This is a genomic window from Comamonas sp. wu1-DMT (genome assembly GCF_040187805.1).
Lineage (GTDB): Bacteria > Pseudomonadota > Gammaproteobacteria > Burkholderiales > Burkholderiaceae_C > Comamonas > Comamonas thiooxydans.
The window spans coordinates 50748-66356 of the sequence record NZ_JBANEM010000003.1 but is presented as its reverse complement, the minus strand read 5'-3'; the positions used below and the strand labels follow the sequence as shown (position 1 = coordinate 66356).

General features: G+C 66.6%; 13 protein-coding genes. 3 read left to right on the top strand and 10 right to left on the bottom strand.

Going from position 1 to position 15609, the window contains the following annotated elements; all coding sequences use genetic code 11:
* The first annotated feature begins 41 nt into the window (after positions 1 to 41).
* Positions 42 to 1595: a trypsin-like serine peptidase gene (locus V8Z78_RS06285; protein WP_349731094.1), complete on the top strand. Its 1554-nt coding sequence runs from the start codon at positions 42 to 44 to the stop codon at positions 1593 to 1595.
* 18 nt (positions 1596 to 1613) lie between these two features.
* Here V8Z78_RS06285 and V8Z78_RS06280 read toward each other — a convergent pair whose 3' ends face one another.
* Positions 1614 to 2147, bottom strand: coding sequence for a peroxiredoxin (locus V8Z78_RS06280; RefSeq protein ID WP_003068738.1), 534 nt, complete (start codon positions 2145 to 2147; stop codon positions 1614 to 1616).
* A 142-nt stretch (positions 2148 to 2289) separates the two neighbouring features.
* Here V8Z78_RS06280 and ruvB point away from each other — a divergent pair, with 142 nt between their 5' ends.
* A complete protein-coding gene (gene ruvB / locus V8Z78_RS06275) occupies positions 2290 to 3384 on the top strand; it encodes a Holliday junction branch migration DNA helicase RuvB (RefSeq protein WP_003068741.1) in 1095 nt (364 codons plus the stop codon).
* 19 nt (positions 3385 to 3403) lie between these two features.
* Here the strand turns inward: ruvB and V8Z78_RS06270 are convergent, their stop codons facing one another.
* The 9 genes from V8Z78_RS06270 to V8Z78_RS06230 all read right to left on the bottom strand — a co-directional run bounded on the left by V8Z78_RS06270 (position 3404) and on the right by V8Z78_RS06230 (position 14531).
* Positions 3404 to 4120: an MgtC/SapB family protein gene (locus V8Z78_RS06270; protein WP_003068744.1), complete on the bottom strand. Its 717-nt coding sequence runs from the start codon at positions 4118 to 4120 to the stop codon at positions 3404 to 3406.
* A 40-nt stretch (positions 4121 to 4160) separates the two neighbouring features.
* Positions 4161 to 6914 carry a magnesium-translocating P-type ATPase gene (gene mgtA / locus V8Z78_RS06265; protein ID WP_349731093.1) on the bottom strand — a complete coding sequence of 918 codons (2754 nt, stop codon included), beginning with the start codon at positions 6912 to 6914 and terminating at the stop codon, positions 4161 to 4163.
* Positions 6915 to 6932: 18 nt separating this feature from the next.
* On the bottom strand, positions 6933 to 7316 hold the full coding sequence (locus tag V8Z78_RS06260; protein ID WP_279087125.1) for a hypothetical protein: 384 nt from the start codon (positions 7314 to 7316) through the stop codon (positions 6933 to 6935).
* Between the two features lie 214 nt (positions 7317 to 7530).
* Entirely contained in the window at positions 7531 to 7872 is a 342-nt protein-coding gene (locus V8Z78_RS06255) for a hypothetical protein (RefSeq protein WP_349731092.1), read from the bottom strand.
* 247 nt (positions 7873 to 8119) lie between these two features.
* The gene (locus V8Z78_RS06250) at positions 8120 to 9922 is read right to left on the bottom strand and encodes a lysoplasmalogenase family protein (protein ID WP_349731091.1); all 1803 of its coding nucleotides are present in this window, start codon (positions 9920 to 9922) and stop codon (positions 8120 to 8122) included.
* Positions 9923 to 9996: 74 nt separating this feature from the next.
* Complete coding sequence (locus tag V8Z78_RS06245) at positions 9997 to 10974, bottom strand: Bug family tripartite tricarboxylate transporter substrate binding protein (RefSeq protein WP_054459493.1); 978 nt, start codon at positions 10972 to 10974, stop codon at positions 9997 to 9999.
* Positions 10975 to 10990: 16 nt separating this feature from the next.
* Complete coding sequence (locus tag V8Z78_RS06240; protein WP_349731090.1) at positions 10991 to 12085, bottom strand: NAD(P)H-dependent flavin oxidoreductase; 1095 nt, start codon at positions 12083 to 12085, stop codon at positions 10991 to 10993.
* Positions 12082 to 13308: an acyl-CoA dehydrogenase family protein gene (locus tag V8Z78_RS06235; RefSeq protein ID WP_349731089.1), complete on the bottom strand. Its 1227-nt coding sequence runs from the start codon at positions 13306 to 13308 to the stop codon at positions 12082 to 12084. Before V8Z78_RS06235 ends, V8Z78_RS06240 begins: the two co-directional genes overlap by 4 nt.
* 26 nt (positions 13309 to 13334) lie before the next feature.
* On the bottom strand, positions 13335 to 14531 hold the full coding sequence (locus V8Z78_RS06230) for a CaiB/BaiF CoA transferase family protein (RefSeq protein WP_279087119.1): 1197 nt from the start codon (positions 14529 to 14531) through the stop codon (positions 13335 to 13337).
* A 104-nt stretch (positions 14532 to 14635) separates the two neighbouring features.
* Between V8Z78_RS06230 and V8Z78_RS06225 the strand changes: the two genes are divergently transcribed.
* Entirely contained in the window at positions 14636 to 15601 is a 966-nt protein-coding gene (locus tag V8Z78_RS06225; protein ID WP_349731088.1) for a LysR family transcriptional regulator, read from the top strand.
* Positions 15602 to 15609 lie beyond the last annotated feature (8 nt).

The following is a 15609-nucleotide window of genomic DNA, read 5'->3' as shown; positions in this document are numbered from 1 at the left end:
GCCCTGTGCCAGTCTGATCGTGAACTGCAGGAGAACACGATATGCATTGGTGGATACAGGGCAGGCGCATTCCCTCTCTATGCGCAAGCCTGATGCTGGTGGTGCTGACCGCTTGCGGCGGCGGAGGGGGCGGAGGCAGTGTTCCGGACCCAGGCCCTGGCGGCGCAGGTGTCGGTAACGGCGGCGGCAATGGTGTGGGCGTCGCAGAGACCAGTCCTCCGCCGGGTCCGCCCACGGCCTATGTGCTGGATTCGCTGATAGTGCCTGCCGCCCAGACTGCGGCTTCGGCCAGAGGCGTGGCCGTGGCATCCGTGGCCGTGCGACCCAAGGCCGTCGATTTGGCATTGCCGCAGTGGAACGACGCGCCTTTGCCGGTCATGCCCATGCCTGGTGTGCCCATGCAGATCGGGGCGCCGCGGGCGCTGTCTTCGCTGCAGTCCGCAGGCGACATGGCACGTACGTTGCGATGGGCCGGGGCACCGGACGGCGGACAGGTGGCGGCGATCAGCATCACATCGACCGGCGCCCATGGCCTGCGGCTGGGGCTGGTGGTCGATGCCATGCCCGATGCCGCCGAGCTCAGGCTGTACCGCAAGGATCGCAGCAAGACCGGGTTCGAGACCACGGGCAAGGCCATCAACGAGGCCATTGCGCGCAACCGTCGCGCCGACGGCGACACCCGGGCGGCTGGCATCTGGTGGACCCCCGACCTGGGCGCCGATGAGGTCACGCTGGAGATCGCACTGCCTGCGGGGCTGTCGACATCGCAGCTGCGCATTGCCATACCCACGCTCACCCATGCCTATGTCAACCTGGCTTTGCCCGTGGAGCTGGAGCTGCGCGATAGCCTTGTGCCCAGAAATGTGGGCGATGCCGCGGGTTGCGAGCTCGATGCCAGCTGCGCCGATCAGTACGCGGTCGAGCGCAATGCCGTGGCGCGCATGACCTATGTGGGCCCCGACAACCGCTACTACTACTGCACGGGCTCCCTGCTGAACAATACCAAGCGGGACTACACGCCGTATTTTCTATCGGCCAGTCACTGCATCTCGACGCAGGCAGCCGCCACTTCGCTGCGCACGGACTGGTTTTTCCGTTCGGCAAGCTGCAATAGCTTCGAGCCGAATGCAAGCACCTTGGCGCTGCAGCGCGGTGCCACGCTGCTGTATTCGACCGCTGTGACCGATGCCACGCTGATGCGACTCAATGAGGTGCCACCTGCCGGTGCGACGCTGGCCGGCTGGGATGCGAGAGGAACGGCGGTGACGGGGACGGCCATCTACGGACTGCATCACCCGCAGGGCGACTTGCTCAAATACAGCGAAGGCCAAGTGCAGAGCTACAGAAACTGCAGCCTGGGCGCCGGCAGCATCACCTGCAGCCCGGGCAATGCCCAGAGCGATTTTGTGAACGTCGGCTGGAGCAAGGGCGTGACCGAAGGCGGCAGCAGTGGCTCGGCCATGTTTGCGGGCGGACGCGTCGTGGGCACGTTGTCCGGCGGTAGCAGCTCGTGTACGGTCAGCGGGGGCTCCGACGTCTACAGCCGCTTCGACCGGACCTTCAGCAGCCAGATCGGAAACTGGTTGGCGCAGTGACCGAGGGCCGGGCAGGGCCTATTTCCCCTGCAACTGCCTGACGGCCGCCTTGGTCTGCTCCACATGGGCCAGCGGGTCGCTGCTGACAAGGGCGAACTTCACCTTGCCGTCCTGGCCCACCACATAGGAGATGCGGTCGGCCCTGGCAGGGTTGGCGGCAGCACCCGCGTCATAGGCCTTGATGGTGACGGCCCGAGGGTCCGATGCCACGGCGAACTGGTCGCGGCAGGCCTCGGTGGAAAAGCGCTTGAGGGTGTCGATATCGTCATGTGACATGCCCACCACCGTGGCTTTCATGGCCGCGAACTGGGGCGTGGCTTCGGCAAAGGCATGGGCTTCCAGCGTGCAGCCCTGGGTGAAGGCCTTGGGGAAGAAATACAGCACCACCGGCCCTTTCTTGAGCGCCTCGGCCATATCGAAGTCAAAGGCCTTGCCGGCAACGGCTGCGGGCGTCTTGAAGCCAGGTGCTGCATCGCCGGCCTTGAGCGCAGCCTGGGCAGCGACGGACAGGCAAAGCAGGGCGGCCGTACAGGCCAGGGTGTGAATACGCATGAAAAAGCTCCTCGGATCTTTGCCGTCATTGTGCGCAAAGCCAGGGGCCGGCCGTCAATGTGGGGCACTGCAACTGTGGGATTTTGTTTTCCCCTGTATTTTTAATCAGTGTCCCTGTCATGCTTGGGGCACAATTGCCGCCATGACGATTCATGTGGACGAATTTGCGGCCAGCCCCGCACCTGCACGCAAGGCCAGAAGCGCGGCCGCCGACCCCGAGGCGGCTGCGCCGCGCATGGTCTCGGCCGGGCATTCGTCCCAGGGCGAAGAGGCGCTGGAGCGTGCCCTGCGCCCCAAGCAGCTCGACGAATATGTGGGCCAGGCCAAGGCGCGAGAGCAGCTCGAGATCTTCATCGGCGCTGCCAAGAAGCGCAGCGAGGCGCTCGATCATGTGCTGCTGTTCGGCCCGCCGGGCCTGGGCAAGACCACGCTGTCCCACATCATCGCTGCCGAGTTGGGCGTGAACCTGCGCCAGACCAGCGGCCCGGTGCTGGAAAAACCCAAGGATCTGGCGGCACTGCTCACCAATCTCGAGCCCAACGATGTGCTGTTCATCGACGAGATTCACCGCCTGAGCCCGGTGGTCGAGGAAATCCTCTACCCGGCGCTGGAGGACTATCAGATAGACATCATGATCGGCGAAGGTCCGGCTGCACGCTCCATCAAGCTCGATCTCCAGCCATTCACGCTGGTGGGCGCGACCACGCGCGCCGGCATGCTCACCAACCCGCTGCGCGATCGCTTCGGCATCGTGGCACGGCTGGAGTTCTATACCTCGGAGGAGCTCTCGCGCATCGTCAGGCGCAGCGCCGGACTGCTCAATGCGCCGATTGACGCGGAAGGCTGCTTCGAGATCGCGCGTCGCTCGCGCGGCACGCCGCGCATTGCCAACCGTCTGCTGCGCCGCGTGCGCGACTATGCCGATGTCAAGGGCGACGGCCGCATCACGCGCGAGATTGCCGACAGGGCGCTGGCCATGCTCGATGTGGACCCCCAGGGCTTTGACATCATGGACCGCAAGCTGCTCGAAGCCGTGGTGCATCGTTTCGACGGCGGCCCGGTAGGTCTGGACAATATCGCCGCCAGCATTGGCGAGGAGTCGGGCACCATCGAGGACGTGATCGAGCCCTATCTGATCCAGCAGGGCTTTTTGCAGCGCACGCCGCGCGGGCGCATGGCGACCCAGGCGGCGTACCGCCATCTCGGATTGCCGGTGCCGGGCGACGACGCTTCCTGAGCGTCGCAGGCCTGTTGTCTCATTCCTCCGTGCCGGCGTTCCAGAAGGCCTGGAGCACGCCGGGCAGGGCCTCGATGGCGGCTATCACGCTGTCCAGCTCGTCGGAGTCCACCGAGGTGGCGTAGAGCATGGCCTCGATCTCGGTGTCCTGCGGGCCGAAGGCATGGGTTTCCACGCCGCGCACGGGGTAGCTGGCGTTCTCCAGCAACTCCAGCATCTGCTCGCGCACATCGCCCTGAGCCCCCCGGTGGCAGATGGCATAGACGTAGTAGGTCGATTCCGTCGATTCGTCATTCACCGGGCGGCGGTTGATGCGGTTGACCACGGGACGCAGCAAGGTGTTGCTGGCCAGCACGAACAGCGTGGCCAGGCCGGCCTCGGCCACCAGGCTGGCGCCCGCGCAGGCGCCCACGGCGGCGGAGCCCCAGAGCGTGGCCGCCGTGTTCAGCCCGGTGATGTTGGCCCCTTCCTTCATGATGGCGCCCGCACCCAGGAAGCCCACGCCGGAGACCACGTAGGCCACCACGCGCGTGGCGCCCTCGGCTCCGCCCAGGCGCACGGCCAGGTCAACGAAGACGGCCGCGCCCACGGCAACCAGGGTGTTGGTGCGCAGCCCCGCCGTGCGCTGGCGCACCTGGCGCTCCAGGCCGATGAGGGCGCCGAACACGAAGGCCGTGGTCAGGCTGACGAAGGTGTCCAGCATGGCGCCGGGGTTGAAGTTCTGGAGGGCCTGCATGGGGTTCCGGGCTTTCCTGGTGAATGTGTTGAAGGGGGCATCACTGCCAGCCGTAGCGGCGGATGTAGACGCGCTTGAGCAGCGTGGCCAGGCAAGCGTATCCCAGCAATATGGCAATCATCCACGGAAAGTAGGTCGGCGGCAGCGCCTCCAGCTTGAAGTAGCCGGCCAGCGGCCCCATCGGCAGGAAGATGCCGGCCGCCATCACGGCCGCCGTGGCCAGCAGCAGCGGCCAGGACGGGCGGCTTTGCAGGAAGGGGATCCTGGGCGTGCGGATCATGTGCACGATCAGCGTCTGCGTGAGCAGCCCGATGACGAACCAGCCCGACTGGAACAGCGTCTGCTGCTCGGGCGTGTTGGCCGCGAAGACAAACCACATCAGCGCGAAGGTCAGGATGTCGAACAGCGAGCTGATGGGCCCGAAGAAGAGCATGAAGCGACCCAGGTCCTGAGGGTTCCAGCGCAGCGGCTGGCGCACCAGCTCGTCGTCCACGTTGTCGAAGGGGATGGCGATCTGCGAGAGGTCGTACAGCAGGTTCTGCACCAGCAGGTGCAGCGGCAGCATGGGCAGGAAGGGGATGAAGGCCGAGGCCACCATCACCGAGAACACGTTGCCGAAGTTGGAGCTGGCCGTCATGCGGATGTATTTCAGCATGTTGCTGAAGGTGCGCCGGCCCTCGATCACGCCCTGTTCCAGCACCATCAGGCTTTTCTCCAGCAGGATGATGTCGGCGGCTTCCTTGGCGATGTCCACGGCGCTGTCCACGCTGATGCCGATGTCGGCCGCACGCAGGGCCGGGGCGTCGTTGATGCCGTCACCCATGAAGCCCGTGATGTGGCCGTTGGCGCGCAGCGCGTGCACGACGCGCTCCTTGTGCAGCGGCGTGAGCTTGGCGAACAGCTGGAACTGCTCCACTGTCTGGCGCAGCTTCTCGTCGCTCATGTGCTCGATCTGTGTGCCCAGGATGATGTGGTCTGCGGGCAGGCCCACATCGCGGCAGACCTTGGCGGCCACCAGCTCGTTGTCGCCGGTCAGCAGTTTGACGGCAACGCCGTGCGCGGCCAGGGCGGCCAGCGCCTCGGCCGTGGTTTCCTTCGGTGGGTCCAGGAAGGCGATGTAGCCGATCAGGGTCAGCTCCGACTCGTCGGCCACGCCGTAGTCGCTCTTCTGCGGTGGCACTTCTTTCATGGCCACGGCGACCACGCGCAGGCCCTCTCGGTTGAGCTCGCGCGTCACGCGGCGCACGCGGGCCAACTGCTCCTCGTCCAGCGGACGTGTGCTGTCGCCCTCGCGCAGGTGGGTGCAGGCGCCCAGGATTTCCTCGACCGCGCCCTTGCAGATCAGCTCGTGGTGGTGGTTGCGCTCGGCCACCACCACGGACATGCGGCGGCGTTCGAAGTCGAAGGGGATTTCGTCCACCTTGCGGTAGTCCTCGGCCACGCGCATCTGGGTGTGCAGTTCCACATGCTCGAGCACGGCCCGGTCCAGCAGGTTCTTCAGGCCGGTCTGGTAGTGGCTGTTGAGGAAGGCAAAGCGCAGCGTCTCGTCGCAGGGCTGGCCAAAGGCGTCGGTGTGACGTTCCAGCACGATGCGGTCCTGGGTCAGCGTGCCGGTCTTGTCGGTGCACAGCACGTCCATGGCGCCGAAGTTCTGGATGGCGTCCAGCCGCTTGACCACGACCTTGCGGCGCGACAGCACCACGGCGCCCTTGGCCAGGGTGGAAGTCACGATCATGGGCAGCATCTCGGGCGTCAGGCCCACGGCCACGGACAGCGCGAACAGGAAGGCCTCGGCCCAGTCGCCCTTGGTGTAGCCGTTGATGAGCAGCACCACGGGCACCATCACGGCGGCGAAGCGGATCAGCAGCCAGCTGACGCTGTTGACGCCGGTCTCGAAGGCCGTGGGCGCACGCTCATTGGACGTGACCCTCGTGGCGATGGTGCCGAAGTAGCTGCGGTTGCCCGTGCTCAGAACCATGGCCAGCGCCGTGCCCGAGACCACGTTGGTGCCCATGAACAGCAGGTTGCTGGCGTCGAGCACGCCTGCGCCATTCGAGGCTCCCGCGTCGGCGCGCTTTTCCACAGGCAAGGATTCGCCGGTCATGGCGGACTGGCTCACGAACAGGTCCTTGGCGCTGAGCACGCGGCAGTCGGCGGGAATCATGTCGCCGGCCGACAGCACCACGAAGTCGCCGGGCACGACCTCGCACAGCGGCACCTCGTAGCGACGCGCCTGCTGGCCGAAGCCGCTGTGCTGGGCGTCGGGGGCCTCGGCGTCGGCTGGCAGATGGGGGCCGCCGTTGCGGCGCAGCACCGTGGCCGTGCTGCTGACCATGGCCTTGAGCCGCGCGGCGGCGCGGTTGGAGCGGCCTTCCTGCACAAAGCGCAGCAGCGTGGATAGCAGCACCATGGAGGCGATGACCACCGTGGCCTTCATGTCCTCGGTGACATAAGAGACCACGGCCAGCAGCGTCAGCAGCAGGTTGAAGGGGTTGCGGTAGCAGTACCACAGGTGCAGCCAGGCGGGCAGGGGCTTTTCGTGCTCCACCTCGTTGGGACCGAAGCGCGTGAGCGCAGCACGGGCCTGCTCGCGCGTCAATCCGTCCTCGCTGGAGCCGGTGCGCGCCAGCACGGTGGAGATGTCGTCGCGCGAGGCGCGCAGCAACTCCCGCGTGAGGGCGGGAGACACCGAGCGGTGCACAGCCGTGCCCGAGGGCAGGGCGTTGCGCCGAAACAGCCCCAGGGCGTGGCGGCTGCGCAGAAAGGCTTGGAACAGGTGCTTGAGGTTTTTCATGGCGACCTCCCCGGTGGCTCAGGCCTGGCTCGAACGAAGGGTGGTGCGCAGCCAGTGCCAGTTGCGCTGGCAGGCGCACAGCAGGCGGCGGCGCAGTGGCAGGCGGGCCACGGTGGCCGACTGCAGCCATTGGCGCCGGGCATGGGCGGGCAGATGGCGGTACACCTCGGCGCGCTCCTGCGCCGCCAGCAGGGACAGAACGTCGGCCTGCTGGCGCTGCGTGAGCGCCACGAGGGCATGGGCGAAGAGGTCAGGACCGTGCTGCTGCAGCAGGGTGTGCAGTTGTCCGGTGTGGCGTGCCGCAATGGCGGCTTGCAGTGCCAGCTGCAGTGTGCTGGTGCGGGACGTGCTGGCGCGTGGGGCGGTGGGAGTGGCGCGCAGCGGGGTGATGATGTGTTGCATGGCGGGCTTCTTTCATTGCGGCCGAAAGAAGCCCGGCACTTGTCCGTCAATGGACGTGCACGGGCCTCCCGGCCGGGGCCTTGGGAAGGAATGGACAGGCCGCAGGCGTGCGCGGCCGGACATCAGGGGCGAAGTCAGGGCAAGATCGACTCGGATCAGGGTCCATGGCGGAACTCCTTTCTGACGGGTGGGCGGGGAGGGCGGCTGCGCGCGCTCAGCGTGGCTGCAGGCTCAGGAAGCTGCGGATGCGGTGCGTGGGCCAGCTGGTCTGTAGGTCCAGGTGCATGGCATGCTCCATGGCAGATGGGGCCTGTGCCTGCATCTGTGCCTGGGGCGCAGCCATGCACTGGCCGGCGGCGCCAGGGCGAGGTGCGGCCGCAGCAGGCTGCAGGCGGTGCATGGCGGGGCGAACGAACGGTGTGGTCATGGCTTTCTCCTTGGCGAACCAGGAGGACCGCCGTGAAGCAGGGCCGTCAAGCGGCGTGGGCAGGGGCAGCATCAAGGCAGCCACAGGCACGCGGTCAGTGAAAAGCAGCGCCTGGAGTCTGAGGTGCATGAGCGGCATGCTGTAGGCACGCGCCATGACCCTGATGCGCCGGCCGGGCGCAAGGATCCAAGGGGAAACGCAGCAATGGATGAGAGCCGACCGACATGGCCGCCCCCATCACGGGAGTCGGTCAGTCAGCCTGCAGCGAAGCCATTGCGGCGCGCTGTTTGTCACTGGTTGAACTGGCACTGTCCACGGGGGACTCCTGAAATTGCGATCTGGCAATTATCGGCCCAGACCGGGTTCAGGGTCAACCCTAGGTGGTTTTCAGTTGCAATTGCGGCTGGGCCTGGCGGCTTGCAGGCTCGGCCCATTGGCGCACACAGCCCCAGACGATCAGGGCCTGTGCGGTGTAATAGCTGCCGAGCACGCTCACCGACGACCAGGGCAGAGGCTGCACAAAACGATTGATGGCCAGGATGGAGTCGCTGAGCATGAAAAAGCTGGCGCCCAGTGCGGTCAGTAGCGCGGGACGGCTTTGCAGGAGTTGGTAGCGTCCCCAGGCCTGCGTCGCCATCAAGGCGATGACGCCGACATAGGCGGCCACGGGCAGACGCAGGGCGGCAGGCAGGCCATGGGTCCAGAGAAAGACATACATGGCTGCGCCGATTGCAGCCACCAGCAGTAGAGCGCGGCGGTCGGCAAACCAGGGCATATCGAACTTGAATAGCGCAACGTAGCAGACATGGGCCAGCAAAAAGCTGACCAGACCGGGAATGAACAGACTGGATGGCAGCTGTCCGTCCAGCATCAGGAAGACATCGCCAGCCATGGAAAAAACAATAGCTGCCAGCAGCAGTTGAACATGCTTTTGAGGCAGGTTTTGCATTGATTTCATTGTCTGAATTGCGCAGGAAGCTATGTATGTAAGAGCAAAAACCATGGTGGCAGGCTTGAACAGCCAATGCCATTGCTGCAGACCGAGCGCTGCCGTGGCCGTGGCCAGTGCGCCGCTTTGCAGCATCAGTGCCAGCCACAGACTGATGCGTCCCTGCATGGCAGCGCCCAGAGCCCATTGCCCGGTGAGGAGCACGCCGAACCAGATCAGATTGGCGGCCAGCGGTGACTGGTCGGCATGCCAGAGAAAGACCGAGGTGCCCGCAACCAGTGCTGCAAACTGCAGGCCGGCAAACCAGCGCAGCGCAGTGCTCATGGGAGGCGAATAGATGATTCGGTGCTCGTCCAGATCGAAGACGGGCCTGGGAAATCGCTGAGCCACATCGGCTGGCCGCCAGCCCGGCGGCTTGAACCAGACGCGAAGCTTGTCCAGCCAGCTGCGTGCATGCCAGCTGTCATGCGCCAGCTGGCGGTAGACGCTGAAGTTGGCCCAGAGCGGGTCCCAGCTCTTGAGCAGGCCGCGTGTGCCGTAGACGCAGGGCTCCTCGTCGTCCTCGGTCTTGTAAGTGCCGAAGAGCCGGTCCCAGACGATGAGAATGCCGCCGTAGTTCCGGTCCAGATAGCGCTCGTTGACGGCATGGTGCACGCGGTGATTGCTGGGCGCGCAGAACCAGCGGTCGAACCAGCCCAGCTTCCTGACCTGCTCGGTATGCACCCAGAACTGGTAGAGCAGGTCGATCAGCCCGACCACGGCAAACACCAGTGGCGGCACGCCTGCCAAGGCCATGGGCAGGTAGAAGATCCAGCCCAGCAGCGCGCCGGAGCTGGTCTGGCGTAGCGCGGTGGAGAGGTTGTAGGCCTGGCTTTGGTGGTGCACGGCATGGGCGGCCCAGAGCACGCCCACTTCGTGGCCCATGCGGTGCAGCCAGTAGTAGCAGAGGTCGTAGAACAGCAGGGCCAGCAGCCAGCCCGGCAGGCTGAGCCAGAAGGCATCGGCCTCGATCAGAGCCACATGGCTGGCCACGACGGTGTAGATGCCCAGCGTCAGCAGCTTGGTGAAGACGGCGCTGGTCTGGCTCAGGATGCCCAGGTTCAGCGAGCTGATGGCATCGGCCAGCGCATAGGCATTGCGCCCGCGTCTGAGGCTGATGATCCATTCCACGGCAATCAGTGCGAAAAAGACCGGCGTGGCCAGAACGATGACTTGGCTGGGGGAGAGCATGGTCATCGATTGTGGGCAGGGCGTGGCGCACGGCGCCTCGCATCTTCCCTAGTTGCGGCTCTTGGCGCGGGCGCTCACAACCGTATGCCGCGCTTGTGGATCAACGCGCCCCAGCGCCTGGTTTCCACGGCGATAAGCTCGGTGAAGCGTGCCGCATCCAGCGCCAGGATTTCCGCATCGGTGGCTGCCAGCCGCGCGCGCACTTCAGGCATCGCCAGCGCGCGCTGGAACTGCTGGCTCAGCCACTCGACCACCGGTGTGGGCGTCTTCGCCGCTGCGGCAATGCCGTACCAGGACTGCACCAGGATATCGGGATAGCCGGCCTGTGCGATGGTGGGCACCTCGGGCAGCGAGCGCGTGCGCGCTGCGGCGTTGACAGCCAGAGCCCGTACCTTGCCGGACTGGATCAGCGGCAGCACCAGACTCTGCGAGATCAGCGCGAACTGCAGCAGGCCGGAGCCCAGGTCCAGCAGCGCCGGCGGCTGGCCCTTGTAGCTCACGTTGGTCAAGCGGATTCCGGTGCGCTCGAAGAACAGTTCCTGTGCCAGGTGGATGGAGCTGCCGGTGCCGGGGTTGGCTGCGTTGAACTCGCCCGGTCTGGCGGCAGCCAGCGCGACGAACTCCTTCAGCGTCCTGGCAGGCACCGTGTCGTGCACCACGAACACCGTCGGCGGCGCGGCCACGCCGCACACTCCCACGAAGTCCTTGCTGCGCGCCTTCATCTCAGGCATCAGGTGCTCGCCCACCGCGAGGATCGGCGCTACGCCCAGCAGCGTGTAGCCATCGGCCGGGGCCTTGGCCACCGCATCCAGGCCGATGCGGCCATCGGCACCGGGACGGTTCTCGATCACGATGCGTTGCGGCAGTGCGTTGGACAGCGGGTCGCAGACGGCGCGCAGCACCACGTCGACGACGCCGCCTGCGGGGTAGGGCACCACGATGCGGATCGGTCGATCGGGGTAGCCGTCCGGGCTCGGAGCGGTGCCGGCGCGGGCCATGCCGGGCACCAGGCCGGCCAGCAACAGGTGAAGGTGGAATTGCCGACGGTCCATGCTTGTCTCTCCGGTTCTAGGCGATGTAACTCGCCATTGATTGCAAGGCCTGGCGTGTCTCGGTCACCAGGCGGTCCATCACGGCTGCCACGGGCTCGATTCCGCGCAGCCAGTGCACGCTCTGCCCCGCAGCCTCGTACATCAGCGGCCCGATCTGGTGCTGTTCCACCGCCGCCAGCAGATCGCCGGTGAGAGCCTGCTGGTAGGGCATGGACAGTGGCTCGGGTGCTCCGGGCTGTGCCCAGGCGTCGCTGAACGCGCTGCGCAGCACGCGGCAGGGCTTGCCGCTGTGGGCGCGCGTGATCACCGTGTCTTCGCTGTCGGCCGCGATCAGCTTCTTCGCCAGCGCCTGCGGCATTTCGTGCTCGCGCGTGCCCAGCCATAGCGTGCCCAGCCAGGCACCCTGCGCGCCCAGTGCCAGCGAGGCAGCCACCTGTGCCCCGGTACCGATGCCGCCGGCCGCGATGACTGGCCGGCCCTCGGCTGCCGCCACGATCTGCGGCACCAGCGTGAAGGTGCCGATGGGCCCTGTGTGGCCGCCCGCGTCATAGCCCTGGGCCACCAGGATGTCGGCCCCGGCTGCGATCGCCTTCTGCGCATGGCGCACGCTGCCGACCAGGGCGATGGTGTGCAGGCCGCGCGCCTTGATGCGTGTCAGCGCCTCCACCGGCGTGCCGACGCCGGCGGCAAATACATCGATATCGCTGCCCGCAATGGCGTCCACCTGCTCCTCGAACAAGCTTTGCGAGCGTACGTATTGCGAGAAGAAGTTGCCCTCGGTGGCCGGCGGCACGTCGTATTGCCTGAACAGGCCCTGCACGAAATCCCTGTGCTCCTGCGGCAGCCCGGCATCCACGGCTACGCGGTCGTCGTGTTCGGGCAGGCCGGTGGGCAGCAGCAGGTCCACGCCTACCGGGTGGTCGGGGCACAGTTCGCGCAGCTGGCGCAGCTTCTTCTGCAGCTCGTGCGGGCCGTCACGCGCGGCGGCATAGACGCCCAGCCCGCCGGCCCGCGAGATCGCGGCGGCCACTTCGATGCGGTGGGCCAGACCAAAGATGGGCAGGCGTATGCCCAGCCGGCGACAGAGGTCGTTGGTCAGTGCATTGTTCATGTCCACAGCTCCGGCTCCATGTCCAGGCAAGGGTGCTGCGGCAGCGCGGCGGCGCGCCGCAGCACATGGCGGCCGATCAGCGTCTTGTGAATCTCGCTGGTACCTTCGCCGATCTGGTTCATCTTGGCGTCGCGCAGGAAGCGCTCCAGCGGGAAGGCCTTGAGGTAGCCGTTGCCGCCCAGCAGTTGCAGGCAGTCGACCACGATACGCATGCACAGGTCGGTGGCATGCAGCTTGGCGATCGATGCATGGATGGCCACGTCGGCATCGCCTGCGTCGTAGCGCTGCGCGGTGCTGTAGACCAGACAGCGTGCGGCCTCGATCTGGGCCGCCATCTCGGCTACCATCCACTGGATGCCCTGGTGCGCACCCACCGGCTGCCCGAAGACCTGGCGCTGGTTGGCGTACTGGGCGGCAATCTGCAGCGCACCTGCGGCGCGGCCCAACGCGATCGCAGCGTGGCCGATGCGTGCGCGCAGCAATGTGTCCTGAGCCAGCGCCATGCCTTCGCCTTCCTTGCCGAGCAGGTGCTCCGGCGCGATGTGCACGTCGTCGAAGCTGACCAGCGCAATCGGCACGCCGTACCAGCCCAGCTTGGGAATCACCGGCGATACCGTGATGCCGGGCGTGTCGCGCGGCACGACGAAGGCGCTCAGTCCGCGGCCGCCGCCGGGACCGTCCGCCTGGCGCGCCACCACCACGAACATGTCGGCTACGTTGGCGCGGGTGATGAACTTTTTCTGGCCATTGAGCGTCCAGCCGCCCTGCGGGGCCGGCGCATAGTGCGCCCCCAGCCGCGCCACGTCGCTGCCTGCGCCGGGCTCGGTCAGTGCGAAGGCCGACTGGCGTGCGCCGCTGGCCAGGTCGGGGATCAGCGCGCTGCGCAGCGCCTCGCTGCCGCCGGCCACGATGGGGCGCGAGGACAGGTCGGTGCCTGTGACCAGAGAAGCGGCCGTCGAACACACAGATGCTACTTCCTCGATGATGCGCACGCGCAGCATCATCGACGCCTCGCTGCCGCCGTGCGCGCGCGGGAACGCGGTGGCGACTATGCCTTCGCGACATAGCAGCCGGAAGGTATCCCAGGCGAAGACGTCCTGCTGCGCCACGCGGTCGGCGTCCGGACCGATGCGCTCGGTCACCAGAGTTTTCACGCGCTCAAGCAGAGCGGCTTCATCGGGCGATAGGCGCACAAGCGGATGGTGGGGTTCGGGAATCGACATGGGGTCTCCTTTGTTTCAGATTTGCCTCAGATGACGCCTGCCTCGCGCAGGCGGGCCAGTTCGGCGGCAGGCATTTCCAGCTCGCCCTGGTAGAACGCTTCGTTGTCCTGCCCCAGTGAACCGCCGGCGTGGCGGATGCTGCCGGGCGATTGGGCAAACCGCGGCACGACATTGGCCATGCGCACGCTGCCGAAGTCCCGGTCGGGCACGTCGCAAAGGGCCTGGCGAGCGCGCATGTGCGGGTCGGCCTCGATCTGGTCAATGCCGTAGACCGGGGCGATGGTGCCCTGCGCCGCTTCGAAGGCGGCCAGCACCGCCGCCAGCGGATGTGCTGCGCACCAGGCCGCGAAAATGCCGTTCAACTCCTGAGCATGCTGCACTCGGCCACGGTTGTTGGCGAAGCATGGCTCGTCTATCAGCTCGGGCCGGCCTATGGCGCGGCAGTTGTTGGCAAACATGGCATTGGTGCTGCCCGACAGCGATACCCATTGCCCGTCTGCAGTGCGGTAGACCGCGGCCGGTGCAGAGTACTGGTTGGCATTGCCCGAACGCTGATACACGGTGCCTAGCTGCTCGTGCTGGATGGGCAGGAACTCGAGCAGCTTGAGAGTGGCCTCGGTCAGCGACAGATCGATTTCCTCGCCTGGGGCCTGCGGGTTGCGGGCCCGGCGCCACAGCGCAGCCAGCACGCCTACAGCACCGAACAGTCCGCCGACGTTGTCGGCCAGTGGGTAGCCGGAGTGCATGGGAGCTCCCTGGGCTTCGCCGCTGATGTAGGTCAGTCCGCCCATGGCCTCGAACAAGCGTGCAAAGCCCGGCCGGTCGCGGTAGGGGCCGCTCTGGCCGAAGCCCGTGGTGCGCAGTATCACCAGGCTGGGCTGGGCCTGCCACAGGGCCTCCTTGGTCAGGCCCCAGCGGTCCAGCGTGCCGGGGCGGAAGTTCTCGATCAGCACATCGAACTGAGGCAGCATGCGCAGCAGCAGCGCGGCGCCCTCGGGCTTGCGCAGGTCGAGCGTGACCAGGCGTTTGCCGCGGTTGGTCACTTTCCACCACAGAGGCTTGCCGTCCTTGTGCGGTGGGAAGTCGCGCATGCCGTCGCCTGCGCCGGGCAGCTCGGCCTTGACGACGCTGGCGCCGTAGTCGGCAAGGAGGGCCGCAGCCGAGGGCGCGGCAATGATGGTGGCGATGTCCAGGACGCGCAGTCCGGTGAGAGGTCCGTTCATGGTGTGCATGTCTCCTGAAGGTCAATGTAGAAAACAGCTAGCCGCGAGCCAACCAGAAATATGAGAATCAGATATCTCGCTTTCAGATGGATGCAGAAGCTGCCATGACCCACGCCACCGAAGCCCTGGAGTTGCTGACACTGAAGTCGCTGAGGACGCTGGCCGCCGCGATCCAGGGCGGCAGCCTGACACGCGCGGCCGTCGAGCGTGGACTGGTGCAGTCGGCCGTGAGCCGGCAGATCGCCGAACTGGAGCGCGCGCTGGGTGGCGCGCTCTTCTATCGCACGGGACGCGGCGTCAAGCCCACGGCACTGGCCGAGCAGATGCTGCCGCGCGTTTCGGCTTTGCTGTCCGAGGCCGAGGCGCTGGTGCGCCTGGGCAAGGAGCTGACCGGTGTGCCCAGCGGCCTGGTTACGCTGGGCCTGGTGCCGGGTGTGGCCGGCTTCATGGCTGCGGCACTGTATGGCGAGGTGGCGCAGCGCTTTCCCGAGATCCGGCTGCGCGTCATAGAGGGCTATAGCGGAGACATGGAGGTGGCGCTGAGCCAGGGCCGCATCGACATGGCGATCCTGAACCGCTACCGGGCCAGAGGCAGCAACAGCTACCGCAAGCTTGCCGATGCGCAGATCTGCGTGGTGGGCCGCCAGCGTGTGCTGCAGCGCATGCTGGCGCCGGCGGATACGGCCCTGCCGGTCAGCATGGCCCTGCAGACGCTCGAGCGCCTGCCGCTGGTGCTGCCGGTGCCTCCCAACGCCATCCGCAACCTGCTCGATGAGCAGGCAGGCCGACATGGAGTGCGCCTGAACGTGATCCTGGAGGCCAGCTCCTCGGTGATCCTCAAGAGCATGCTGGCTCGGCACGACTGCGCCACGCTGCTGCCGCGCCATGCCGTCAGCGAGGAGCTGGCCTGTGGCAGCCTCGCCGCCGTTCCGCTGGCGGAGCGGGTATTTCGTCAGCATGTGGTGCTGGCTACCAGCAGTCAGCGTCCTTTCACTCTGGCAGGCAAGGCGGTGGCGACCCTGGTAGCCGAGACCGCCGGTGCCTTGATGGCCCGACAGGCAGTGCTTTGAGGTTGTGG

Bases quoted from the DNA above. Each gene is read 5' to 3' on its own strand.
- mgtA (WP_349731093.1), bottom strand. From the start codon at position 6,914: ATGAAAAACCTCAAGCACCTGTTCCAAGCCTTTCTGCGCAGCCGCCAC.
- V8Z78_RS06240 (WP_349731090.1), bottom strand. From the start codon at position 12,085: ATGAACAATGCACTGACCAACGACCTCTGTCGCCGGCTGGGCATACGC.
- V8Z78_RS06235 (WP_349731089.1), bottom strand. From the start codon at position 13,308: ATGTCGATTCCCGAACCCCACCATCCGCTTGTGCGCCTATCGCCCGAT.
- V8Z78_RS06250 (WP_349731091.1), bottom strand. From the start codon at position 9,922: ATGCTCTCCCCCAGCCAAGTCATCGTTCTGGCCACGCCGGTCTTTTTC.
- V8Z78_RS06225 (WP_349731088.1), top strand. From the start codon at position 14,636: ATGACCCACGCCACCGAAGCCCTGGAGTTGCTGACACTGAAGTCGCTG.
- V8Z78_RS06280 (WP_003068738.1), bottom strand. From the start codon at position 2,147: ATGCGTATTCACACCCTGGCCTGTACGGCCGCCCTGCTTTGCCTGTCC.
- V8Z78_RS06245 (WP_054459493.1), bottom strand. From the start codon at position 10,974: ATGGACCGTCGGCAATTCCACCTTCACCTGTTGCTGGCCGGCCTGGTG.
- V8Z78_RS06270 (WP_003068744.1), bottom strand. From the start codon at position 4,120: ATGCAGGCCCTCCAGAACTTCAACCCCGGCGCCATGCTGGACACCTTC.
- ruvB (WP_003068741.1), top strand. From the start codon at position 2,290: ATGACGATTCATGTGGACGAATTTGCGGCCAGCCCCGCACCTGCACGC.
- V8Z78_RS06255 (WP_349731092.1), bottom strand. From the start codon at position 7,872: ATGCACCTCAGACTCCAGGCGCTGCTTTTCACTGACCGCGTGCCTGTG.
- V8Z78_RS06230 (WP_279087119.1), bottom strand. From the start codon at position 14,531: ATGAACGGACCTCTCACCGGACTGCGCGTCCTGGACATCGCCACCATC.
- V8Z78_RS06260 (WP_279087125.1), bottom strand. From the start codon at position 7,316: ATGCAACACATCATCACCCCGCTGCGCGCCACTCCCACCGCCCCACGC.
- V8Z78_RS06285 (WP_349731094.1), top strand. From the start codon at position 42: ATGCATTGGTGGATACAGGGCAGGCGCATTCCCTCTCTATGCGCAAGC.